Source organism: Bradyrhizobium yuanmingense, from assembly GCF_900094575.1.
GTDB classification, from domain to species: Bacteria; Pseudomonadota; Alphaproteobacteria; order Rhizobiales; family Xanthobacteraceae; genus Bradyrhizobium; species Bradyrhizobium yuanmingense.
Genome location: NZ_FMAE01000003.1, coordinates 388,695 through 411,687 on the forward strand (window position 1 = coordinate 388,695; position 22,993 = coordinate 411,687).

General features: G+C 64.7%; 23 protein-coding genes. 14 read left to right on the top strand and 9 right to left on the bottom strand.

The window, feature by feature from the left end:
* Positions 1 to 29 precede the first annotated feature (29 nt).
* The 6 genes from ureC (at position 30) to GA0061099_RS11565 (ending at position 6,129) form a co-directional block, all read left to right on the top strand.
* On the top strand, positions 30 to 1,745 hold the full coding sequence (ureC, locus tag GA0061099_RS11540) for an urease subunit alpha (RefSeq protein WP_036021626.1): 1,716 nt from the start codon (positions 30 to 32) through the stop codon (positions 1,743 to 1,745).
* 129 nt (positions 1,746 to 1,874) lie between these two features.
* Positions 1,875 to 2,174 carry a putative quinol monooxygenase gene (locus tag GA0061099_RS11545; protein ID WP_035998129.1) on the top strand — a complete coding sequence of 100 codons (300 nt, stop codon included), beginning with the start codon at positions 1,875 to 1,877 and terminating at the stop codon, positions 2,172 to 2,174.
* 13 nt (positions 2,175 to 2,187) lie between these two features.
* Positions 2,188 to 2,799 (top strand): urease accessory protein UreE, encoded by a 612-nt coding sequence (gene ureE, locus GA0061099_RS11550; protein WP_074447691.1) that lies wholly within the window; start codon positions 2,188 to 2,190, stop codon positions 2,797 to 2,799.
* Positions 2,780 to 3,508, top strand: a complete 729-nt coding sequence (locus tag GA0061099_RS11555; protein WP_063822457.1) for an urease accessory protein UreF — start codon at positions 2,780 to 2,782, stop codon at positions 3,506 to 3,508. The genes ureE and GA0061099_RS11555 overlap by 20 nt, the downstream gene beginning before the upstream one ends.
* Positions 3,509 to 3,547: 39 nt before the next feature.
* On the top strand, positions 3,548 to 4,171 hold the full coding sequence (gene ureG / locus GA0061099_RS11560; protein WP_025033975.1) for an urease accessory protein UreG: 624 nt from the start codon (positions 3,548 to 3,550) through the stop codon (positions 4,169 to 4,171).
* A 299-nt stretch (positions 4,172 to 4,470) separates the two neighbouring features.
* The gene (locus GA0061099_RS11565) at positions 4,471 to 6,129 is read left to right on the top strand and encodes a CHASE domain-containing protein (RefSeq protein ID WP_036021629.1); all 1,659 of its coding nucleotides are present in this window, start codon (positions 4,471 to 4,473) and stop codon (positions 6,127 to 6,129) included.
* On the opposite strand, the gene GA0061099_RS11570 is transcribed toward GA0061099_RS11565, so the two are convergent.
* The 5 genes from GA0061099_RS11570 to GA0061099_RS11590 form a co-directional block, all read right to left on the bottom strand.
* Positions 6,126 to 6,734 carry a TetR/AcrR family transcriptional regulator gene (locus GA0061099_RS11570; RefSeq protein ID WP_036021630.1) on the bottom strand — a complete coding sequence of 203 codons (609 nt, stop codon included), beginning with the start codon at positions 6,732 to 6,734 and terminating at the stop codon, positions 6,126 to 6,128. The genes GA0061099_RS11565 and GA0061099_RS11570 overlap by 4 nt on opposite strands.
* A gap of 90 nt (positions 6,735 to 6,824) precedes the next feature.
* On the bottom strand, positions 6,825 to 7,973 hold the full coding sequence (locus tag GA0061099_RS11575) for an OpgC domain-containing protein (protein ID WP_035998141.1): 1,149 nt from the start codon (positions 7,971 to 7,973) through the stop codon (positions 6,825 to 6,827).
* Between the two features lie 187 nt (positions 7,974 to 8,160).
* Positions 8,161 to 8,616: a hypothetical protein gene (locus GA0061099_RS11580; RefSeq protein WP_057028148.1), complete on the bottom strand. Its 456-nt coding sequence runs from the start codon at positions 8,614 to 8,616 to the stop codon at positions 8,161 to 8,163.
* Positions 8,617 to 8,704: 88 nt separating this feature from the next.
* Entirely contained in the window at positions 8,705 to 9,076 is a 372-nt protein-coding gene (locus GA0061099_RS11585; RefSeq protein WP_035998171.1) for an ElaB/YgaM/YqjD family protein, read from the bottom strand.
* Positions 9,077 to 9,154: 78 nt separating this feature from the next.
* Positions 9,155 to 10,267, bottom strand: coding sequence for an AI-2E family transporter (locus tag GA0061099_RS11590; RefSeq protein WP_035998174.1), 1,113 nt, complete (start codon positions 10,265 to 10,267; stop codon positions 9,155 to 9,157).
* Positions 10,268 to 10,475: 208 nt separating this feature from the next.
* On the opposite strand from GA0061099_RS11590, the gene GA0061099_RS11595 reads away from it, so the two are divergent.
* The 3 genes from GA0061099_RS11595 (at position 10,476) to GA0061099_RS39920 (ending at position 12,266) form a co-directional block, all read left to right on the top strand.
* Positions 10,476 to 11,291 carry a L,D-transpeptidase gene (locus GA0061099_RS11595; RefSeq protein ID WP_036021652.1) on the top strand — a complete coding sequence of 272 codons (816 nt, stop codon included), beginning with the start codon at positions 10,476 to 10,478 and terminating at the stop codon, positions 11,289 to 11,291.
* Positions 11,292 to 11,304: 13 nt separating this feature from the next.
* Entirely contained in the window at positions 11,305 to 11,955 is a 651-nt protein-coding gene (locus GA0061099_RS11600; protein ID WP_036021655.1) for a DUF2865 domain-containing protein, read from the top strand.
* 155 nt (positions 11,956 to 12,110) lie between these two features.
* Positions 12,111 to 12,266, top strand: coding sequence for a Thivi_2564 family membrane protein (locus GA0061099_RS39920; protein ID WP_008546817.1), 156 nt, complete (start codon positions 12,111 to 12,113; stop codon positions 12,264 to 12,266).
* 128 nt (positions 12,267 to 12,394) lie between these two features.
* Here GA0061099_RS39920 and GA0061099_RS11605 read toward each other — a convergent pair whose 3' ends face one another.
* The 4 genes from GA0061099_RS11605 to cysD all read right to left on the bottom strand — a co-directional run bounded on the left by GA0061099_RS11605 (position 12,395) and on the right by cysD (position 18,026).
* Positions 12,395 to 12,595 (bottom strand): CsbD family protein, encoded by a 201-nt coding sequence (locus tag GA0061099_RS11605; protein WP_008546815.1) that lies wholly within the window; start codon positions 12,593 to 12,595, stop codon positions 12,395 to 12,397.
* Positions 12,596 to 12,772: 177 nt separating this feature from the next.
* On the bottom strand, positions 12,773 to 14,938 hold the full coding sequence (locus GA0061099_RS11610; RefSeq protein ID WP_036021658.1) for a malate synthase G: 2,166 nt from the start codon (positions 14,936 to 14,938) through the stop codon (positions 12,773 to 12,775).
* 362 nt (positions 14,939 to 15,300) lie between these two features.
* Positions 15,301 to 17,217, bottom strand: a complete 1,917-nt coding sequence (gene cysC, locus GA0061099_RS11615; protein ID WP_036021660.1) for an adenylyl-sulfate kinase — start codon at positions 17,215 to 17,217, stop codon at positions 15,301 to 15,303.
* Between the two features lie 14 nt (positions 17,218 to 17,231).
* A complete protein-coding gene (gene cysD, locus GA0061099_RS11620) occupies positions 17,232 to 18,026 on the bottom strand; it encodes a sulfate adenylyltransferase subunit CysD (RefSeq protein ID WP_035998209.1) in 795 nt (264 codons plus the stop codon).
* 244 nt (positions 18,027 to 18,270) lie between these two features.
* Here cysD and cysG point away from each other — a divergent pair, with 244 nt between their 5' ends.
* Genes cysG through GA0061099_RS11645 form a run of 5 tightly spaced genes read left to right on the top strand, consistent with a single transcriptional unit; the run spans position 18,271 to position 22,900 of the window.
* Complete coding sequence (gene cysG, locus GA0061099_RS11625) at positions 18,271 to 19,695, top strand: siroheme synthase CysG (protein ID WP_036021661.1); 1,425 nt, start codon at positions 18,271 to 18,273, stop codon at positions 19,693 to 19,695.
* Positions 19,692 to 20,009, top strand: coding sequence for a DUF2849 domain-containing protein (locus GA0061099_RS11630; protein ID WP_036021663.1), 318 nt, complete (start codon positions 19,692 to 19,694; stop codon positions 20,007 to 20,009). The genes cysG and GA0061099_RS11630 overlap by 4 nt, the downstream gene beginning before the upstream one ends.
* 11 nt (positions 20,010 to 20,020) lie before the next feature.
* Complete coding sequence (locus tag GA0061099_RS11635; RefSeq protein ID WP_036021665.1) at positions 20,021 to 21,676, top strand: nitrite/sulfite reductase; 1,656 nt, start codon at positions 20,021 to 20,023, stop codon at positions 21,674 to 21,676.
* Positions 21,663 to 22,178, top strand: a complete 516-nt coding sequence (locus GA0061099_RS11640) for a DUF934 domain-containing protein (protein WP_035998199.1) — start codon at positions 21,663 to 21,665, stop codon at positions 22,176 to 22,178. The genes GA0061099_RS11635 and GA0061099_RS11640 overlap by 14 nt, the downstream gene beginning before the upstream one ends.
* Positions 22,175 to 22,900, top strand: coding sequence for a phosphoadenylyl-sulfate reductase (locus GA0061099_RS11645; RefSeq protein WP_036021667.1), 726 nt, complete (start codon positions 22,175 to 22,177; stop codon positions 22,898 to 22,900). Before GA0061099_RS11640 ends, GA0061099_RS11645 begins: the two co-directional genes overlap by 4 nt.
* The last annotated feature ends 93 nt before the right edge of the window (positions 22,901 to 22,993 follow it).

The window sequence follows — 22,993 nt, forward strand, 5'->3', positions numbered from 1 at the left end:
CAGACATTCAATCGCAAACGGGGCTTGTGATGTCCGTCAAGATGAAGCGTTCCGTCTATGCCGACATGTTCGGCCCGACCACCGGCGACAAGGTGCGGCTGGCCGACACCGACCTCATCATCGAGGTCGAGAAGGATTTCACCACCTATGGCGAGGAGGTGAAGTTCGGCGGCGGCAAGGTGATCCGCGATGGCATGGGGCAGTCGCAGGTCACCAACAGGCAGGGCGCGGCCGATACCGTCATCACCAATGCGCTGATCGTGGACCATTGGGGCATCGTGAAGGCCGACGTCGCTATCAAGGACGGCATGATCGCAGGCATCGGCAAGGCCGGCAATCCCGACATCCAGCCCGGGGTCACCATCATCATCGGCCCCGGCACCGACGTGATCGCGGGTGAGGGCAAGATCCTCACCGCCGGCGGCTTCGACAGCCACATCCATTTCATCTGTCCGCAGCAGATCGAGCACGCGCTGATGTCAGGGGTCACCTCGATGCTGGGGGGCGGCACCGGCCCGTCGCACGGCACCTTCGCGACCACCTGTACGCCGGGGCCCTGGCATATGGGGCGGATGATCCAGTCGTTCGACGCCTTTCCGGTCAATCTCGGCATTTCCGGCAAGGGCAACGCCTCGCGGCCCGCCGCGCTGGTCGAGATGATCAGGGCCGGCGCCTGTGCGCTGAAGCTGCACGAGGATTGGGGCACCACGCCGGCCGCGATCGACAATTGCCTGTCGGTCGCCGACGATCACGACATCCAGGTGATGATCCACACCGACACGCTGAACGAATCCGGCTTCGTCGAGGACACGATCAAGGCCTTCAAGGGACGCACCATCCACGCCTTCCACACCGAAGGCGCCGGCGGCGGCCATGCTCCTGACATCATCAAGGTCGCCGGCCTGAAGAACGTGCTGCCCTCGTCGACCAACCCGACGCGGCCGTTCACCCGCAACACCATCGACGAGCATCTGGACATGCTGATGGTGTGCCACCATCTGGATCCGTCCATCGCCGAAGATCTGGCGTTCGCCGAAAGCCGCATCCGCAAGGAGACGATCGCGGCCGAGGACATCCTCCACGACCTCGGCGCGCTCTCGATGATGTCCTCGGACTCGCAGGCCATGGGCCGCCTCGGCGAAGTCATCATCCGGACCTGGCAGACCGCGGACAAGATGAAAAAGCAGCGCGGGTCGCTGCCGCAGGACAAGGGCAAGGACAACGACAATTTCCGCGTCAAGCGCTACATCGCCAAGTACACCATCAATCCCGCCATCGCGCATGGCGTGTCGAAGCTGATCGGCTCGGTCGAGAAGGGCAAGATGGCCGATCTCGTGCTGTGGTCGCCGGCCTTCTTCGGCGTCAAGCCGGACTGCATCGTCAAGGGCGGCACCATCGTCGCGGCGCCCATGGGCGATCCCAACGCCTCGATCCCGACGCCGCAGCCGGTGCACTACCAGCCGATGTTCGGCGCGTTCGGCAAGGCACGTACGGCCTCCTCGGTGGTGTTCACTTCCAAGGCCGCGATCACCGGTGGCCTCGCGCGCAAGCTCGGCCTCGAGAAGAAGCTCTATGCAGTCCAGAACACCCGCGGCAAGATCTCCAAGAAGAGCATGATCCACAACGACGCGACGCCCGATATCGAGGTCGATCCGGAGACCTATGAAGTGCGCGCCGATGGCGAGCTCCTGACCTGTGCTCCGGCGGAGGTGCTGCCGATGGCGCAGCGATATTTCATGTACTGAAATAGCGCCTCGACGCATGTCCCCGGCGGTGTCCGGGGACGGCTTTTTGCGGTTTTGCGTTCGGTCCCGCCTGGTCTAATGTCCCGCCCGGTATCGTAACCTTCAGAAGAAAAGCCGGGAGGATTTCTCGTGATCTACGTCGTTGCAACCTTGACCATCAAGCCCGAGACGCGCGCCGAATTCATTGCAGCCGCCACCGCCTGCATCAAGGAGACGCGGAAAGAGCCCGGCAATATCGCCTATGACCTGCATGAGAGCGTCACCGACCCTGCCAAGATGGTGTTCGTCGAGCAGTGGGAGAATATGGAAGCGCTGGGGCCGCATCGCGCTGCCGAGCACATGAAGACGTTCGGCCGTGTTGCTGTGAAATGCTTCACGGCGCCGCCGAAGATCGAATACATCACGCCCGAGAAGGTCGAGACACGGTAAAGAGGTAAGACGCATGATCCGGGCGACGCAGGTCAGGGGACAGCACCGCTTCACGGAAGCACCAGTGGACACGGTCGTGCTCGATTTCGACGATCGGCACCGCCGCCGCATGGCGATGACCGGAACGCGTGGTCTCGAATTCCTGCTCGACCTGGAGCATGCCGTCGCGCTGCGCGGCGGCGATGCGCTGGTGCTTGAGGACGGAAGGCTGATCGAGGTGGTCGCGGCGCCCGAGCCGCTGCTCGAAATCCGCGGCCGCGATCCGCACCACCTCGTCCGCGTCGGCTGGCATCTCGGCAACCGTCATCTGCCGACCCAGATCATGGCCAAGGCCCTGCGCATCCGCCGCGATCACGTCATCGAGGCGATGGTGAAGGGCCTTGGCGCGCGTGTAATCGAGATCGAGGCGCCGTTCGATCCCGAAGGCGGCGCCTACGCCGATGCCGGCCACGCGCATGGACACGACCATGCGCATCACGATCACGGCCATCATCACCATGACCATGGTCACCTCCATGATCATGGCTCGCACGACCATAGCCACGAGCACCACCATCACCACGACGAGCATTGCGATCATCCCGACCATCACCACGGCCACAAGCATGCTCATGACCACAAATGAGCCGGTCGGCGCCGGTGATCTTGCCGAGGGCGAGGCGGCGGCGCTGTACCGGCTGATGACCTGGCTTTCGCCGGCATTTCCCGTCGGCGGCTTCTCCTACTCCAGCGGCATCGAATGGGCGGTCGAGGCGGGCGACGTCACCGACACGACCACGCTGGCGGATTGGCTCGATGCGATGCTCGGCGACGGCTCCGGCTTCTGTGACGCGACGTTTCTGGTCCACGCCTATCGCGCCACGGAATCGGGCGAGACGGCCGCTTTGAACGAGATCGCCGAGCTCGCGAGCGCCTTCGTGCCGTCGCGCGAGCGGCAGCTGGAGACGACCTCACAGGGCCGCGCCTTCATCGATATTTCGCGCGCCGCGTGGGATGCCGACGGACTGGACGCGACGGTCGCGGCATGCGGCGCGCCGCTAGTCTATCCGGTCGCGGTCGGTGTGGTTGCCGCGATGCACGCCGTGCCGTTGGCGCCGACGCTGCACGCCTTCCTGCATGCGCTGGTCTCGAACTGGATTTCCGCCGCCAGCCGGCTCATTCCGCTCGGCCAGACCGATAGCCAGCGTGTGCTGGTGAAGCTGGAAGCCGCCGTCGCCGCCACCGCCAATCGCGCGCTGAATGCAACCTTGGACGATCTCGGCAGCGCGACGTTTCGCGCCGATCTCGCCAGCTTGCGGCACGAGACGCAATATACCCGCTTGTTTCGGTCGTGAGCGGTGCGGCCGTCAAGTCATCAGGAGAGAACAAGTCACATGGCGAAATCTCACGGTCCCTTGCGTGTCGGCGTCGGCGGTCCGGTCGGATCCGGCAAGACCGCGCTGATGGACCTGCTCTGCAAGACCATGCGCGAGCGCTATGACATTGCGGCAATCACCAACGACATCTACACCAAATGGGATGCGGAGTTCCTGGTGCGTTCGGGATCGCTGACGCCGGATCGCATCGCCGGCGTCGAGACCGGCGGTTGTCCGCACACGGCGATCCGCGAGGATGCCTCGATGAATCTCGCTGCGGTCGCGGACATGCGCGCCAAGTTTCCCGGACTTGACCTTGTGCTGATCGAATCCGGCGGCGACAATCTCGCTGCCACTTTTTCCCCGGAGCTGGCCGACCTCACCATCTATGTCATCGACGTCGCCGCCGGCGACAAGATCCCGTCCAAGGGCGGCCCGGGCATCACCCGGTCCGACCTCTTGGTCATCAACAAGACCGACCTTGCGCCCCATGTCGGCGCCTCCCTGGAGAAGATGGAGACGGATGCCAGGCGCATGCGCGGCGAGCGACCCTTCGTCATGACCAATCTCAAGAAGAGCGAGGGGCTCGACCGAATCGTCGGTTTCATCGAGGCCAAAGGCGGCCTGAAACGGGCGGGCTGACCGGACGCGACCAGTTGGCGCAGGCGTTTTTCGCCGTTAACGCCTGGGCCGTGCCGCAACCCGCGGAACAAATTTCGGACACGGCGATTAACTACCTCCGGCGCCCGGGGCGAATTCATCCCGGCCAGACCATCGGCCGGGCGGATTAAGCTTTTCAGGCGACCTAAGTTGCGTACTGATGCCTCCTCCTTCATTATCTCCGCCACTGGGGTTTACCCTGCTTCGGCCTCTGGCCGTTCGAGCGGCGTTCATGTGCTCCGTGTTCATTGCCGACCTCCTGCTTTCGCCTGAGTAATCGCGTGGTCAGGCTGGGTTTCATCATCGGCTTCATCGCTCTGCTCGGGGCCTTGCTCTCCGGGCTTGCGGCTTATCGCGTCCACGACCAGGAGCTGGCGCTGGACCGGATCGCGCTGGCGCGTGCGATCGACGTGCATGCGAGCCTGGTTCAGGACCGCCTGACCGAGCGGGAGCTGCTCGCGCGTGTCGCCTCGGGCCTGTTCCGCGCGCCGTCGGTGATCAAGCCGAACATGCTGGAGCCGCTGCGCTCGGCGATCTACGCCTTCAAGACCGACTTTGTGGTGGCCGGCTGGATCGCCCGGCTGAAGCCGAACGAGCTTGCGGCGGCGCAGGCCGCCATCGCCAGCGCCGGCTTCCCGAATCCGCAGATCCGCTCGTTTGACGACAAGCCGATCAATCCTGCCGATGTCACCCAGCCGATCGACGTGCTGTTGGATCTCGAGCCGCGCAGCAACGAGACCACGGCCTTGCCCGGCCGCAGCTACGATCAGGATCCGGTTCGCAGCGCGATGCTCACGCGGGCGCGCGCCCAAAAGAGGTCGGTTGCCTCCGACCCGGTGCCGTTGATCCGCGGAAACGGTCCGATCGGCATCATCGTGGCCGCGCCAGTCGTTCCCGAGGGTGCGACGGAGCCGGCCGGCTTCGTCACATTTTCCTACGAGCTCGCCTCGCTGATGCTGGCCAATGACGACATGTCGCTGTTCGCGGTGGCGCTCAGGGATCCGCGCAAGGACGGCGGCGAGCTGATCGCCAATGATCAGGGCGTGGTCTCGACGCGGACCGCGGCGGCGGACGGGGCGCCGTCGGCGACGCGCACGGTGAGCTTCGGTGGCCGCGATTGGCAGCTCGGCTATTACGCGAAGACCAATTCGGTGCGCCGCGCCGAGCAGACCGCCATCATCGTAGCGGCGATCGGCTTTGCCATCACCGCAATGGTGTGCGGCCTGTTCGGTTACGTCGCCTACAACAATCTGCGGCTCAGCCGGGAGATCCAGGTCAGGATCGGATTCGAGCGGCGGTTGACCGCGGTGATCGACGAGCTCAACCACCGCGTCAAGAACATCCTGGCGGTGATCCAGTCGATCGTGACGCGCACCTTGCGCCACGGCTCGGACATCGACATCGCGCGCGAGCTCCTGATCGGGCGCATCCACGCCATGTCCAATGTGGTGTCGCTGCTCAGCGAGAGCCAGTGGCAGGGTGTCAAGTTGAAGGGCCTGTTCGAGGCGCGCGCGATTCCGCATGCCGATCGCATCGCCGTCACCGGCCCCGACATCGCGGTCAGCGCGCGTGCCGCACAGAGCCTGTCGCTGCTGTTCTTCGAGCTCGCCTCGCATTCCGACGAGGGCCTGTCGCTGGTCGGCAAGCACCCGCACATCACCGCCAACTGGACGGTGACCGGCGAGGAGGGCGACGAGGTCTTCCATTTCCGCTGGGAGGAGTTCAACACCAGCGAGGCGACGCGCCGGCCCGATTCCGATTTCGGCCTGATCCTGCTCGACCGCGTCGCGCCCGAGGCGCTGGGCGGGACCGCCAAGCGCTTCTTCACCGACGTCTCCTACGTCTATGAATTGACCGCGCCGATGGAGACGGTGGTCGACATGACCGAGCGCGACCGCACGGATAAAATCTCGGCGCCCGTCAGGCCGGTGCGAAGTTAGCCCTTCGGCCGCAACACCAGATCGACGAGGCTGCGCGCGTAGCCGGGTGTGATCGGTGCGATGCCGAAGATATAGCGGTAGAACAGGCTGCCATAGATCGCGTCGTAGAGATTCTCAGGAGGACCCTCGGCCTGAATGCTGCCGTCCTTCTGGCCGGCGGCGATCATGTCCACCAGCGCGTCGCGGCGGAATTGCAGGTACCGGGCGTAGAACAGCTCGGCCGACCCGGTCTTGGAAATGCATTCGGAGACGACGGCGAGCTGCACCTTGCCGAACTCGCCCTGCAGCGCCTCGGCATAGGCGGCGGCGTGGCGCCGCGCGCGTGCCGCGGGCGTGCCCGCGCTCGCGGGCGGCAGCGGCAGCATTTGCGCGGCATGGTGGAGGAAGGCGTCGATCAGCAGCGCTTCCCGCGACGGCCACCATTTGTAGATCGTCATCTTGGACACGCTGGAGTGCCGTGCGATCGCATCGATGGTGGTGGCGGCAAGGCCGGTGGCCGCCATCAGTGCATAGGCGCTTTCGAGGATGGCGTTGGTGGTCTCGATCGACCTTGGCCGGCCGCGCCGGGGCGCGCGCTCCGCCTCTTCACGCCCGTCTTTCGCCATCGCCACGCCCGGTCTCCTCACGCAGGGTCCCGGCATAGCCCAGGGGCGGCATTCGGCCTAGCAGAATCGCACGATTTCGTTTCGAAGCGATCAGCTCTGGGCCTGCTGCCGCAGGGCTGCCGGCAGATCCTGCCGTTTCGACCAGGCGATGTAGTAGGCGAGCCCGGTCATCGCCGCGAAGCCGGTGATGCTCACCGCCACCTGCATCACCGCCAGGTTCGGCCCGGTGATCAGGATGAGGTGGCCAGCGAAGGATAGGAACACGGCGACGCAGAATACCGCGAGCCATTCCTCACCACATGCGATCACCGCTTGCAGCGGTTTCCATCTCAGGCCGGGGTGATCTGCCGGAATGAGATGGGTGGCAATGAATGCGAGGGCGAGGAAGTGGACCACCCGATAGGGAGCGAGGTTTTCCTTGTCGGTCGGAGCGATGCTGTTGAGGAGCAGATCGGGCAGGTAAGCCGACAGCGCCGGCGAATGGCGCATCAAGGTGACGGCCATCGCGAAGACCAGGTAGGCGCCGGCGAGGATCCGCAGCCAGGACATGCCGTGCAGCGCACGTCCCGGAGCGCCCGTCACGGCGAACCAGCCGCCCAGCACCATCAACATCTGCCAGCACAGCGGATTGAAGGTCCATTCCCCGTCCGGATAGATCCGAAAATTCCAGTCGAACCAGCGTGCGGCGAGATACAGCGCGACCGATGCCGCCAGCGTCAGGTTCGGGCCCCGCAGCAGGCCCCACAACGCGAACGGAAAGAACGCCATCAGCGGGACCATCAGCTGCAGCAGGTCGAGGTTCAGCGGCTCTTCCTGGAGCACGAGACCGCGGACCAGGATGCGCAGTGGATGCTCGAGAATTCCGGAGATGTTGTATTGGTGGATGATCTCCGGCGCCATCGATTGCCTGGCGACATAGGCGATGGCATCGATATAGATCACGAACAGCACGACATAGGCGGCATAGAGCCGCCAGACCCGGCGAAAGATGCGCGTCGCCGCGACCAAGTAGCCGCGTTCCAGCGCCATCCTGCCATGGATGATGGCGACCCCGTAGCCCACCACGAACACGAACAGGTCCGCCGCGCCGCTGAAGCCGAAATTGCGCAGCGTCAGCAGGTTGACGACGTTGTTGGGAATATGGTCGACGAATATGGACCAATTGGCGATGCCGAGCGTCAGATAGAGCCTGGCGTCATGCTGGAATGCGGCGAGGTTCGCCTTGACGGACGGTTTCATTGAGCAAAATAGCTTTGGGAATCAGGATGATGCTTTTAACGGCAACCGCCTGCTCGTCCGAGTAGCGTTTGCGTGAGCGGCAAGGCAATCGCGCCGAACGGCGCAGACTGCGGCCCTCGCCTACTATCGAAGTAGGATAGATGCGCCGGAAGGACTTACGACGAAATTTTCTACCCAGCTCCGATCGCTACTCGGCAGGTTCGGCCGACACCTCGTCGGACACGCCGGCGCGGCTCGCCAGGATGCCCAGGGCGACGCCCCCGATCGCCAGGATCGGCAGCAGCCGCTTGACGCCGATGGCACGAACGATCTGGAGCCCAGTGGCGAGGAGCATCGGATCTGCAAGCATGCTCTGCGCGGCCGATTTCGCGGCGCGCTCGGCCGCGATCTGGGCGCGTTTCTGCACCTCGCGCTTGTAGCTCCAATAGGAGCCTGCCGCGGCCAGGGTCAACAGGAAGAAGATGCCGGCGCCGGCAAGACAAGCCTGCACCGGGCCATATTTCTGCAGCACCCAAATGAAGACGGCGGCACAGAGGAAGCCTGTGGTCACGAGCAGCGCGAAGGCAGCGCCCGCGGCAAGGGAGGTCAGCCGAACCGTCGTGCCGGTTGATGCGCTGATGCCGTCGATGATGCGCTGAAACATGGCCTTGCTCCTCAATCCCCGCCAGCCGAATGGTCACGAGCCAACAGCGGCGGCGTGCCGCCGCCGTATCAAATGGGCGTCGACATCCTTAGCGACGCCAGGCGACGCCGATCAGGAAGCCGATGCCGAGCGCCAGCCCGACGGTCGCCAGCGGCCGCTGCGTGATCGCCTCTTCCAGCGTCTCCTCGATCGAGCCGTAGGCGTCATGTGCAGCTTCCATCATCGCGCTGCCGCGCTCGGACATGTCGTCCATCGCGGAGTCCATGTTCTCGCGCGCCTGGCGATAGCCGCGGCGAGCCTGCTTGCTGGTGGAGTTGGCGAAAGTATTGAGCGCGTCGGTGATCTGGTCGGTGAGGGCGGCGATATCGCTTTTCACGGCTGCTACATCCTTTTCGAGGCGGTCTCGGGTGGCTTTGTCGGTCCAGTCTCTCATCCCGGCTTCGGCATTGGGCGTGGACATCGGGAGCTCCGAACTGTTGACGGCTGAGATGGGCGGAGAACGTTTCGTCGCCGGGTAAGTTCCGTTCGCTGAAACCGGTCAGGCTTGCGGCAGCTGCGGCGAATTCTCCGGCAGCAGGTGGTCCTTCAGGATCAGCGCGACGATCAGGAGCGGCGAGGACAGGAACGCGCCCATCGGCCCCCACAGCCAGGTCCAGAACGCGAGCGCGAGCAGCACGGCGAGCGCGTTCAGGGCGAGCCGCCGCCCGATGATCGTCGGCGTGATGAAGTGACCCTCAAGAAAGGTGAGGCCACCGAAGGCGAGCGCGGCCATCAGGCCGCCGCCGAGGGTCGGGAAGGCGATCAGCCCGACCACGACCAGCACCACGAACATCGCCACGGGCCCGATGATCGGTATGAAGTTGAGCGTGGCCGCCAGTGCGCCGAGGCCGGCCGGATTGGGCATTCCGGTCAGCGCACAGATCAGGCCGGTGGCGACGCCGACGCCGACATTGATGAGGGTGACGGTCAGCAGATAATTGCCGAGATGGACCTCGATCTCGTTGAGGATCCGGAGCGTGCGCAGCCGCGCGTCGTGATTGCTGAAGGTCATGATCATGGCCCGCCGCAGGTCGCGCCAGCTTGCGATGAACAGGATCAGGGTGACGAAGAACAGCAGGAATTCGGTAAAGGTCGGTGACAGGAATTCCAGCGTCGGCTGCACCCACTCGATCTTGGGCATGTGCAGGCTCGGCAATCCCTCCGAGCCGCCGAGCATGGCTTGCAGCTCCCGCCAGAGCGCAAGCGGCCGGTCGAACACGTGCAGCTTGTCCTTCAATTGCGCGCCGAGCTCTGGCAGGCGCGTGCTCCACGCCATGACCGGCGAAGCGATCAACGCGACGGCGAAAGCGACCACCGCGCTCACTGCGACCACGATCAGCACGGCGCCGACGCTGCGTGGGACCTTGCTTCGCTCCAGGAAGGTGGCCGCCGGAGACAGCATGGTCCCGATGACGAACGCCATCACGACCGGCAGGAAGAACGCCCGGCCGACATAGAGCACGGCGACGATGGCGATCAGCAACAGCCCGGCCAGCGCGAACGCGACGAATTCAGTGCGGCGGATCACCGGCGGCAGCTCGACATGGCTCTCGGGAAGCGGATCGCCTTCGCTGTTGCCGGAAATCAAACGTTCACTGGGTAGGACGCGCACAATATCTCTCCCGCACGGAATCCGTGATCCGCGCGCCCATTGATGACGTGACTAATGCTTGGGCGGCGTGCTGGTTCCATCGCGGCTTCGTGAACGGATGCTCGCTTGACTGTGACGTCGCTGCCGCACGCTGCGCCGGAACTTCGATCGAGGCGGCGGAGTTTGTTGAGGCAGCGCATCACCTGATGCACATCCAACGGGGCAGCTCATGACAAAGTTGTTTGCAGTCCGTCGCAGCTTCTCGCCGCGCGCCGTCGGCGCGTTCGCCTTCGCAACCGCTCTTCTCGCAGTGCCGGTGGGCACCGCGAGCGCCCAAACCTTCGGCTATGCGCCGATGCAGCGGGTGTACCCGCAGGACCTTTACTCGCAGGGCCAATACTTGCAGGGCCAACACTTGCAGGAACAAGGCTATTCGCAGGATGACATCAACGGGGCGCCGCAGGTCGCCGATGAGGATGCCCAATTGCCCGACCGGCTGCGCAGGCAGATCGTCGGCTTCGACCGGAGCGAGCCGGCCGGTACCATCGTCATCGATACCAACAGCACCTATCTCTATTACGTGCTCGGAGGCGGCCGCGCGATCCGCTACGGCGTCGGCGTCGGCCGCGAGGGCTTTACCTGGTCGGGCGTGCAAAGCGTCAGCCGCAAGGCCGAGTGGCCGGACTGGCATCCGCCGGCCGAGATGATCGCGCGCCAGCCCTATCTGCCGCGCTTCGTCGCCGGCGGGCCCGGCAACCCGCTCGGTGCGCGCGCGATGTATCTCGGCTCGAGCCAATACCGCATCCACGGCACCAATGATCCCTCCACCATCGGCAAGTTCGTCTCGTCCGGCTGCATCCGCATGACCAACGAGGACGTCGTCGACCTGTATAGCCGCGTCAATGTCGGCGCCAAGGTCGTGGTGCTGCCGAAGAACGCGCCGCTAATGGCGAAGGGAGGTGATCCCGTGCGCAAGCGTCCGGCCGTGACGACGCTGCCTTCGGGTCGGCAGGCGCTGAACATGCCCACGTCGGCCGTGAATTAGTCTGCGAGGTCCTATGGCGAGACGGCTGATTGACAAACTGGCGGGCGGAGCGGCGATTGTCGTCGTCGTCTCCACCGGGCTAGCGATGGCGCCGTCGGCGCATGCGCAGGATTTCTTCTCGGGCCTGTTCGGCGGCTTTCGGATGCGGCCGCCGCCGGAAATCCGGATGCCTTTCCCCACCGACGATATGCGGAGCTATGAGGCGCCACGCCAGCGCGCGTCCTACGGCGGCGGCACCGCCTATTGCGTGCGCAGCTGCGACGGTCGCTACTTCCCGGCACAAGGCAATGATGCCGAGAGCAAGGCGCAATCTTGCAAGAGTTTCTGCCCTGCCTCGGAGACCTCGCTGGTCTATGGCGGCAACATCGACGATGCCGCGACTGAGAAGGGAAAATCCTATTCGGACTTGCCAAATGCATACCGCTACCGCAACGAGATCGTCGCGGGCTGTACCTGCAACGGCAAGGACCCGGTTGGGCTCGCATCAGTCAAGGTCGAGGACGACCCGACCCTGCGCAAGGGCGACATCGTCGCGGGCGCCGGCGGCCTCGTGGTCGCCAGCCGCAACGCCAATGACCGCCGTGGCGTCGCGATGAATTTCTCGCCGCTGCCGGAATCGGTGCGTGCCAGATTCCGTCAAGTCCCGGTGGTGGCGAAGGAGTAGGGAGCGCCCTATCGGACAGCGTCCGAACCTTGTCGGACGGCCAAATGCTGGACTAGGCCCGCCGCGGGACGTTGCGCGGCAGGGTTTCCGAGATGGAACCGGCTTGGGTGCAGCGCGTTAGAACAGCGTAGCAATTGCCTGAAGGGGGCCTCGCGATGCTGGTCGGCGTACTCGTCACCTTTCTCGTCGTCATTCTCGTGCTCTATCTCATCAACATGCTGCCGATGGATGGCCGCGCCAAGCAGATCGCGCGCGTCATCGTCATCATCATCGGCATCGTTTCGCTGCTGAAATACCTGGCGGTGTTCTAGCAATCGCAGCCCGGACAAGCGAAGCGATATCCGGGCCGCAGCGAAGGCCCCGATCGCACCTCACGCCATCCGGGGCTACACCTCAAATCAAAAGCCCCGGCGTGAGCCGGGGCTTCGTTCGTGCCGCTTCAGTGCAGCGACTTCAGCCAGTCGTCGACGTCCTGACGAACCTGGTCCTTGGCCTTGCCGTAACGCTCCTGCAACCGGCCCTCGAGCTGCTCGCGGCGGCCCTCGATCAGTTGGAGGTCGTCGTCAGTGAGCTTGCCCCATTTCTCCTTGGCCGATCCCTTGAACTGCTTCCAGTTTCCTTCGATCCGATTCCAGTCCATGACCATCTCCCGTTGGTTGATGGCCCGACAACGCGAGGCGCACGCAGCCTGTTCCGTGACACAGCGCGACGTTTCGCCCAACAAAAAAGCCCCGGGTTCGGCCGGGGCTTTCGATGTTCCCGTGACTTTGCTCAGCCGAGCGCGCTTATCCAAGCGCCTCTTTATCCAAGAGCCTCTTTATGCAAGAGCCTTGGCCTCGCGGCGGCGCGCGGTGAGGATGTATTCGGTGTAGCCGTTCGGCTGTTCGCGCCCCTTGAAGATGAGGTCGCAGGCAGCCTTGAAGGCGACGCCGTCGAAGGCAGGCGCCATCGGCTTGTAGATGGGATCGGACGCGTTCTGCTTGTCGACGACGACCGCCATGCGCTTGAGCGATTCCATCACCTGCGCCTCGGTGATCACGCCCTGGTGCAGCCAGTTGGCAAGGTGCTGGCTGGAGATGCGCAAGGTGGCGCGGTCTTCCATCAGGCCGACATCGTGGATGTCGGGCACCTTGGAGCAGCCGACGCCCTGGTCGATCCAGCGCACGACATAGCCCAGGATGCCCTGGCAATTATTGTCGATCTCCTGCCTGACGTCATCGGGCGCCCAGTTCGACTTCGACACCGGAATGGTGAGGATGTCGGACAGCTTTGCGCGCGGTCCGCCCTTGGCGAGTTCCTCCTGGCGCGCGATGACGTTGACCTGGTGGTAGTGCAGCGCGTGCAGCGTCGCCGCGGTCGGCGAGGGCACCCAGGCGGTGGTGGCGCCGGCCTGCGGATGGCCGAGCTTCTGGGCCAGCATGTCCGCCATCTTGTCGGGCGCGGCCCACATGCCCTTGCCGATCTGGGCGTGGCCGGGCAGGCCATCGATCAGGCCCATGTCGACGTTCCAGTCCTCATAGGCCTTGATCCAGGCCTGCGCCTTCATCTCGTTCTTGCGGATCATCGGACCCGCTTCCATCGAGGTGTGGATCTCGTCGCCGGTGCGGTCGAGGAAGCCGGTGTTGATGAACATGATGCGCTTGGAGGCGCGCTGGATGCAGGCCTTGAGGTTGACGGTGGTGCGTCGCTCCTCGTCCATGATGCCGACCTTGAGCGTGTTCTCGGGCAGGCCGAGCATCTTCTCGACGCGGTCGAAAATCTCGCAGGTCAGCGAGACCTCGTCCGGGCCGTGCATCTTCGGCTTCACGATGTAGGCAGAACCGGTGCGGCTGTTCTTGACCTTGGAATTGCCCTTGAGGTCGTGGATCGCGAGCAGGCCCGAGACGGCGGCGTCCAGCAGGCCCTCCGGAACCTCTTCGCCCTTCTCGTCGAGCACCGCGTCCGTGAACATGTGGTGACCGCAATTGCGCATCAACAGCAGGCTGCGGCCGTGCAGCTTGAGCTCGCCCTTGCCGTCCGGCGTCTTGTAGAGGCGGTCGGAATTGAGCGAACGCGTCAGCGTCTTGCCGCCCTTCTCGAAATCGGCCGACAACGTGCCGTTCATCAGGCCGAGCGTGTTGCGGTAGACCAGCACCTTGTCCTCGGCATCGACAGCGGCGACCGAGTCCTCCATGTCCAGAATGGTGGAGACCGCAGCCTCCATGATCATGTCGGCGACGCCGGCCGGATCGTCCTTGCCGATCGCGCTGCTGCGGTCGATCTTGACCTCGATATGCAGGCCGTTGTTGACGAGCAGCACGGCGCTCGGCGCGGCTGGATCGCCCTGGAAACCCGCGAACTGCGCGGCATTCTTCAGCGCGGTGGCGTTGCCGCTCTTCAGCTTCACCGCGAGCTGGCTCGCGACGACGCTATAGCCGGTCACGTCGGTGTGGCTGCCGGTCGCGAGCGGCACGGCGTTATCGAGGAACGCCTTGGCCTTGGCGATCACCTTGTCGCCGCGTGCCTTGTTGTAGCCCTTGCCGCTCTCGGACGGATCATGCGGAATCGCATCGGTACCGTAGAAGGCGTCATAGAGCGAGCCCCAGCGTGCGTTCGCCGCGTTCAGCGCGTAGCGCGCATTGGTGAGCGGCACGACAAGCTGCGGGCCGCAGATCTTGCCGATCTCCTCGTCGACATTGGCGGTCTCGACCTTCTGCGTCGCCGGCTCCGGGACGAGATAGCCGATCTCCTTTAGGAAGGCGGTGTAGGCATTGAGGTCGAACGCCTTGCCTTTATTGGCGCGGTGCCAGTCGTCGATCTTGGCCTGCAGATTGTCGCGAAATGCGAGCAGCTCGCGGTTCTTCGGTCCCAACTCCTTGATGATGCCGGCAAGCCCGGCCCAGAACGCATCCGGCGCGATCCCGGTTTTCGGGGCCGCTTCCTTGGCGATGAAGTCAAACAGGACGGGTGCGATCTTCAATCCGTGGGCGTCGACGCGTTTCATGATGGGCTTTCTTGTTGGAAATGGCTGTTTTTGGCTGCTTTTGACCCGACAGCAGCAAAATGCGCCCACGCGGGGCGGCTTTCGGGGGCCTATTAGCCCCAAAAAAGAGGCCGTGAGAAGACCCCCGGGAGCTTGTCAAAATGTCAAGGAGAGGTGGGAGACGGTCCCACGCACCGGTGTCATTCCCCGCGACCCGGCTACGCTAAGGCTTCGCCGAGGTTGAGGTCTAGGGGCGCCGAAGCTTTAGCGAAGGCGGCAAGCGGGGAATCGAGTACGCCGCGGCTTCTCCGTATCCCAACGTCGTCTCTGGAATACTTGGTCGCCCGACGAAGCCGGGCGACGACAGCGAGGACTAGGCGGCCTCAAATATTCGCAGCGAGGTCAACGAGCTCGTCGAACAGCACGCCTGATGCCTTCAGCATCTGCTCGATCTCGTCGGCCGCTTCCGCAACCGTCCGCTTCGACGTATCGATCACCAGCTCGGCGGCCTCAGGCTTCTCGTAGTCGTTGCCAATGCCAGTGAACGAGGCGAGCGCGCCGGCGCGGGCTTTCTTGTAATGGCCCTTGGGATCGCGCTCCTCGCACACCTCGGCGGGCGTCGCGACATGGATTTCGCGAAACGCGGTGTCGGCGATGCGACGCGCGGCGGCGCGATCTTCGCGCGCGGGCGAGACCGCCGCGACGATGGCGATGTGGCCGTTGCGGGCGAGATGCGTCGCGACCTCGGCGAGGCGGCGGATGTTCTCGCTGCGATCAGTGGCGGAGAAGCCGAGATCGCTGTTGAGCCCGGCGCGCAGCGTGTCGCCATCGAGCAGGATCGGCGAGCCGCCATTGGTGAAGAGACGCCGCTCCAGCGCCCGCGCCAGCGTCGACTTGCCGGAAGCCGGCAGGCCGGTAAGCCAGACCACGGCGCCATTGTGGCGGTAGCGGGCTGAACGCTCGTCGCTGCGCAGCGCCGATTCCACCGGCACGATGTCGACAGGCACGGCACGCTGACCGGCATCGACCGACAGCACCAGGCCACCGCCGGCGATGCGCCCGGACACCTCGATTACGAGGCGGCCGGTGCGCGGATTTTCGGTGTAGGGATCGGTCGCGATCGGATTGGACAGGGAGATGTCGATCTCGCCGACATGGTTGCGACCGATCGCCTTGTTCTCGCTGCTCGAGAGCTCGCCGGGATCGACCGCCTTCTCGATGGCGACCACGGTGGCGCGGCTTTCCTTGGGGCCGCAGCGCACCAAAAGCTGGTCGCCCTTGGCAAGCGGCTTGTCGTGCAGCCAGAAGATCCGCGCGCGCAGCCGCCGCGTCTCGCGCGGGGCGCTGCCCGCATGCGCGATGATGTCGCCGCGCTCGATGAACAATTCGCGGTCGAGCGTGATGCCGACCGAGCGGCCCGCGCCCTGCCGTCCCGCGACCGGCGTCATCGGCCAGCTCTCGACCGTCTTGATCTTGGCGATCTTACCGGCCGGCATTATCACGATCTCGTCGCCGGCAATCAGGCTGCCGGATTCGATGCGGCCGGCGACGATGCGGCGGTCGTCGAACTTGTAGATCGCCTGCACCGGCAGCCGCAGCGCCAGCGCTTCCAGCGGACGCGCCGGCTCGAGGTGATCAAGCGCCTCGACCACGGTCGGTCCCTTGTACCAAGAGATGCGGTCGGTGCGCATCGCAACGCCGTCGCCGTCACGCGCGGAAATCGGGATCACGGCCGTGGGCGTCACGCCGAGGCCGTTCAGATGCGCGGAGATCTCGTCGCTGATGTCCTTGAAGCGTGCGGCGGAGAAATCGACGCGGTCCATCTTGTTGACGACGACGGCGACCTGCTTCACCCCGAGCAGATGCAGGAGATAGCCGTGCCGCCTGGTCTGGTCGCGCACGCCCTCCAGCGCGTCGATGATCAGCACCGCACCGTCGGCCTGCGAGGCGCCGGTGATCATGTTGCGGAGGAATTCGGCGTGGCCGGGCGCATCGATCAGCACGATGTCGCGCGAATTGGTGCGGAAGCGGATCTGGGTGGTGTCGATGGTGATGCCCTGGTCGCGCTCGGTCTGCAGCGCGTCGAGCAGGAACGACCATTCGAACGGCATGCCGCGCCGCGCGCTGACGGCCTTGAGCATTTCGAGCTTGCCCTCGGGCAGGCTGCCGGTTTCATGCAGGAGGCGGCCGACCAGGGTCGACTTGCCGTGGTCAACATGGCCGACGATGACGATGCGGACCTGGGGACGCGTGGTGCCGTTCGGCGTGCCGGGCGAGGCTGACGTGACGATCATGTTCATGGCCGCGTCCTTGATCAGAGATAGCCGGCGACGCGAAGGCGCTCGAAGGCGTCCTCGGTCTCGTGGTCGAGCGCGCGCCCCGAGCGCTCCGGCACCTTGGTCTGTTCGAGCTCGATCAGGATCTCGTCGATGTTCGAGGCATTCGAGGCAACCGGATTGGTGATGTCCTGGTCACCCAGCGAGCGATAACGCTTGCCGTTCTTGGCGAGGTACAGCGGAATGATCGGGATGTTCTCGCGCTTGGTGTAGGCCCAGATGTCGGCCTCGGTCCAATGCAGGATCGGATGGATGCGCAGATGCGCGCCTTGCGGCGGCGAGGCGTTGAAATGATCCCAGAATTCCGGCGGCTGGTCGCGCACGTCCCAATTGCCCTCCAAGCCGCGCGGCGAGAACACCCGCTCCTTGGCGCGCGTTGCTTCCTCGTCGCGGCGGATGCCGGCGATCAGGCCGTCAAAGCCATACTTTGCGAGCGCCATCTTGAGGCCCTCGGTCTTGCGCGCGGCGGAACGGGCGGCCGGCGGCAGCGTTGGGTCGACGGCATCGATCGGCGGGCAGGGCTCGACGCGCAGATCGAGATCCCATTCCTTGCCGTAATGATCGCGGAAGCGATACATCTCCGGAAACTTCTTGCCGGTATCGACGTGAAGGGCCGGGAACGGCATCTTGCCGAAGAAGGCTTTCCGCGCCAGCCAGATCATGACGTTGGAGTCCTTGCCGAGTGACCACAACAGGGCAATCTTCTTCAGCCGGGCAAAGGCCTCACGGAAGATGTAGATGCTCTGCGCTTCGAGCTGGTCGAGATGGTCCATGCTCGAGGCAAGTTCGGCAGCAAATTCTTGCGCGCGCACGCGCTCAGCCAGCGCCGGATTGCTCAGTCGATCAGCAGCGGAATCGTCCTTGAGAAGATGCATCTCTGCCACTTTGCGTTTGGAGGCGAAAATTCTATAGTTGCGGTGCGGAAGAGAAGAAAAAATTTTCTCTTTGCGCGCTCGAAACGAGACATATATAGAAAATAATTCCAGTCAACCCCGTTTGTGGGGAAGCGAGTATCACATGCGGTTCTTGCCGGTGTTTCTCGATCTCAAGGCCGGCCCGGTGGTCCTCATCGGGACGGGCGAGCTTTTGCGCGCCAAGCTGCGCGTGCTCGCCGCTGCCGGCGCGCGCCTGCGCGTGCATGCGATCGACGGCAATCATGACCTTGGCCGGGGCTCCGAAGACTCCGCGCGCATCGAGATCGCGGCGGGCGATCCGCTCACGGCGGATCTTTCCGGCGTCATCGCCGTCGTTTGCGCCGGCGCAGGCGATGTCGGTGTCGCCATGTCGGCTCGCGCCAAAGCGGCTGGCCTGCCCGTCAACGTCATGGACGACCTCGAGCATTCCAGCTTCATCTTTCCGGCCATCGTCGATCGCGGCGATGTCGTGGTCGCGGTCGGCACGGGCGGCACCTCCCCGGTGGTGGCGCGGCGCGTGCGCGAGAAGATCGAGGCGCTGCTGCCGGCGCGCATTGGCGAGCTCGCCGAGTTCATCGGCACCTTCCGCAAGTCGATCAACGAGCGCATCGCCGAGTTTCCGTTGCGCCGCCGCTTCTGGGAGCGCGTCATCGACGGTCCGATCGGCGCCGCCGTGCTCGCCGGCCGCAACAGCGAAGCCGATGCATCGCTCAAGGCGATCTCCGATCCCACCGCGTTCGCGCGCGCCGACAAGCCGGAAGGCTCCGTCGCGCTGGTCGGCGCCGGACCCGGCGATCCCGATCTGCTCACCATCAAGGCGCTGCGCGCTTTGCAGGACGCCGACATCGTCTTCCATGACGAGCTGGTCTCGCCCGAGATTCTCGACCGCATTCGCCGCGACACCACGCGCGTTGCGGTCGGCCGCCGCGTCGGCAAGCCCGGCACCGGCCAGGACGCCATCAACAAGCGCATGATCGAGGCCGCGCAATCGGGCCAGCGCGTCGTGCGGTTGAAGGGCGGCGATCCCTTCGTGTTCGGCCGCGGCGGCGAAGAAGTGGAAGCGCTGCGCGCCGCCGGCATCGCCTATTCGATCATTCCCGGCATCACCGCAGGGCTCGGCGCCGCCGCCGATTTCGAGGTGCCGCTCACTTACCGCCACGAAGCGACCCGCATCACCTTCCTCACCGCACACAAGGGCCGCGATGCAGAGAACGTGGATTGGTCGACACTGACCGACACCAAGATGACCGTCGTGGTCTACATGGGCATGACCGCAGCGCCCGCCGTGCGCGCAGGCTTGTTCGCGGCCGGCCGCTCGCCGGAGACGCCGGTCGGCGTGTTCGCCCGCGTCACGCGGCCCGATGCGCAAGGCGCAATTGGCACGCTGCGCGATCTGCCGGAACTGGTGCGGCGGATCCATGGCGGTCCCGCCATCCTCATCATCGGCGACGTGGTCCGGCATGCCGGCTCGCTTCGCCGCCAGACACCCAAACAAATCATCTCTGACCTATTGGATGCAGCCGAATGACCTCTCCGCTCGAACAAAAGAAGATCCGTATCGCCGGCCCCTCGGTCGTGACCGCCAACCGCACCTGGGACGGCATCGTGGTTTACCGCACCGCCGCCAACAGCTGGTCCGCCGAGCTGTCGGAAGCCGCGATCGTGCGCAACTCCGACGAGGCCAAGGCGTTGCTTGCGGAAGCCGTGGCCGATGACGTCGGCGCCATCGGCCCCTATATCGCGCCGGTGCAGATCGGCGACGATGGCAAGGTCCAGCCCGGCAATCTGCGCGAGCAGATTCGCCGCACCGGCGTCACCATCGGACAGCCGGCCCAGGTTTAAGGCACCCACTTATGTATGCTTACGACGAAATCGACCGCACGCTCGTCAACGAGCGCGTCTCGGAGTTCCGCGACCAGGTGAAGCGGCGCCTTTCCGGCGAGCTCACCGAGGACGAGTTCAAGATCCTGCGTTTGCAGAACGGCGTCTATCTGCAGCTGCACGCTTATATGTTCCGCGTCGCGATTCCCTATGGCACTCTGGCGACGAACCAGATGCGGGCGCTCGCCCATGTCGCGCGCAAATACGATCGCGGCTACGGCCACTTCACCACGCGGCAGAATATCCAGTTCAACTGGATCAAGCTCGCCGAGCTGCCGGATGCACTCGAAGACCTCGCCAAGGTCGGCATCCACGCGATGCAGACCTCCGGCAACAACATGCGCAACGTCACCTCGGACCAGTGGGCCGGCGTCGCGCCGGGCGAGATCGAGGATCCGCGCATCTGGTCGGAGCTGATCCGCCAGCACACCACGTTGCATCCGGAATTCTCGTTCCTGCCGCGCAAGTTCAAGATCGCGATCACCGCCTCGGACCACGACCGCGCCGCGATCAAGATCCACGACATCGGCCTCCGCTTGATCAAGAACGAAAAGGGCGAGACCGGCTTCGAGGTTTTGGTCGGCGGCGGTCTCGGCCGCACGCCGTTCATCGCCAAGACCATCAAGCACTTCGTGCACGGCCGCGACATCCTCAGCTACATCGAGGCGATCTTACGCGTCTACAATCAGTACGGCCGCCGCGACAACATCTACAAGGCGCGCATCAAGATCCTGGTGCACGAGCTCGGCATCGAGAAATTCTCGCGCGAGGTCGAGGACGAGTGGCAGCACATTCGCAACTCCTCGCTCCAGATCGACGAGGAGGTGATCGAGGACATCCGCTCGCGCTTCACTTATCCGGTCTACGAGAAGCTGCCGCACATGCCGGACGAGCTGCGCCAGGCCGCGGCCGACCCTGATTTCGAGGCATGGCGCAAGAACTCGGTGGCCCCGCACAAGGTGCAGGGTTACTCCATCGTCACGATCTCGCTGAAGCCGACCGGCGGGCCTCCGGGCGATGCCACCGCCGAGCAGATGGACGCGCTGGCAGATCTTGCCGACAAATATTCCTTCGGCGAGATCCGCGTCGGCCACGAGCAGAATCTAGCGCTGCCGCACGTCGCCAAGCGCGACCTGCCGGCACTGTGGAAGGCGCTCGACAAGCTCGGGCTGGCGACGCCCAACGTCAACCTGATCACCGACATCATCGCTTGCCCCGGGCTCGACTATTGCTCGCTGGCGAATGCCCGCTCGATTCCGATCGCGCAGGAGCTGACGCGGCGCTTCGCCAATCACGAGCTCGCTAACCTGATCGGCCGTCTGCACATCAACATCTCCGGCTGCATCAATGCCTGCGGCCATCACCATGTCGGCCATATCGGCATTCTCGGCGTCGAGAAGAACGGCGAGGAGGTCTACCAGATCACCATCGGCGGCCGTGCCGACGAGAACGCCGCGCTCGGCACCCTGATCGGTCCCGGCGTCAAGTTCGACGAGGTCGCCGACGTGGTCGAGGATATCGTGGAAGCCTATCTGGCGCTGCGCGAGCGGCCCGAGGAACTGTTCATGGACACGGTGAAGCGCCTGGGCGTCGAACCCTTCAAGGAGCGCGTCTATGCCACTCGTTAATGGCGGAAAGATCACGGACGACCGCTTCGTCAAGCTCGCCGTCGACACGCCGCTGCCCGAGGGCGGCGACATCCTGGTGCCCGCCGAGCGCTTCCTCGGCGAGGCCGAGGGCTTGCTCAAGCGCGCCGGAAAGGTCGGGGTGATCTGGCCCAACAATCGCGACATCGCCGAGCTCGTGCCGTATCTCGGCCAGATCGCCGCCGTCGCGCTGGTGTTCCCGACCTTCCGTGACGGGCGCGCCTACAGCCAGGCGCGGCTGCTGCGCGAACGTTACAACTACCGCGGCGAATTGCGCGCGACCGGTCAGGTGCTGCGCGACCAGTTCGTGTTCATGCTGCGCGCCGGCTTCGATGCCTTCGAGGTCAAGAAGCAGGCCGATGCGGAGGCCTTCATGCAGACCGCGAAGCGCTATTCGGTGTTCTACCAGCCGACCGGCGATGGCCGCATCACCGCGCTGCACCGGCGCATGCAATTGCGCCACTCCGAAGGGGTCGGCACGTGAACGCGATCGCGCCTCAGGTTTCGCCCGTGTCTGCGCTACCTTCGGCGGACGAGCTCGATCGCGCCTTGCGCGATGCCTCGCCTGCGGAGGTCATTGCCGCGGCGCTGAAGACGGTCGGGCGCGAGAAGCTTGCGCTGGTGTCCTCGTTCGGTACTGAATCGGCGACGCTGTTGAAGGTCATGTCGGATGTCGATCCCGCAATCCCCGTGATCTTTCTCGACACCGGCTGGTTGTTCGAGGAGACGCTGGCCTATCGCGATACGCTCATTGCGACGCTGGGCCTGAAGGACGTTCGCTCGATCAAGCCGGCCGAGGAGACGCTGTTGCGCGAAGACCCCGACCGCGACCTCTGGTTCTCCGATCCCGATGCCTGCTGCCGCATCCGCAAGGTCGAGCCGCTGGCGCGTGCGCTGAAGCCGTTCGGCGCCTGGCTCAACGGCCGCAAGCGCTTTCAGGGCAATGCGCGCGCCGACATTCCGGTCGTCGAGGACGACGGCGCGCGGCTGAAGTTCAATCCCTTCGCCAACGTCTCGCGCGAGGAGATCGAGGCGATCTTCACCCGCGCTAAATTGCCGCGGCACCCTCTGGTTGTGTCAGGATTCCTGTCGGTTGGGTGTATGCCTTGCACCAGCAGAACGACTGAGGGCGAGGATGCACGCGCCGGCCGGTGGCGCGGCCGGGCCAAGACAGAATGCGGCATCCATACGATGAAGACTTCGTAGCACAGTCACGCTGCGAGCTAGCGAACAAGAAAATCGGGTTCCGTTGACACAAGAGCGTTTCGCCACGAGTTATGCCTGCCGTCGATGACGCCG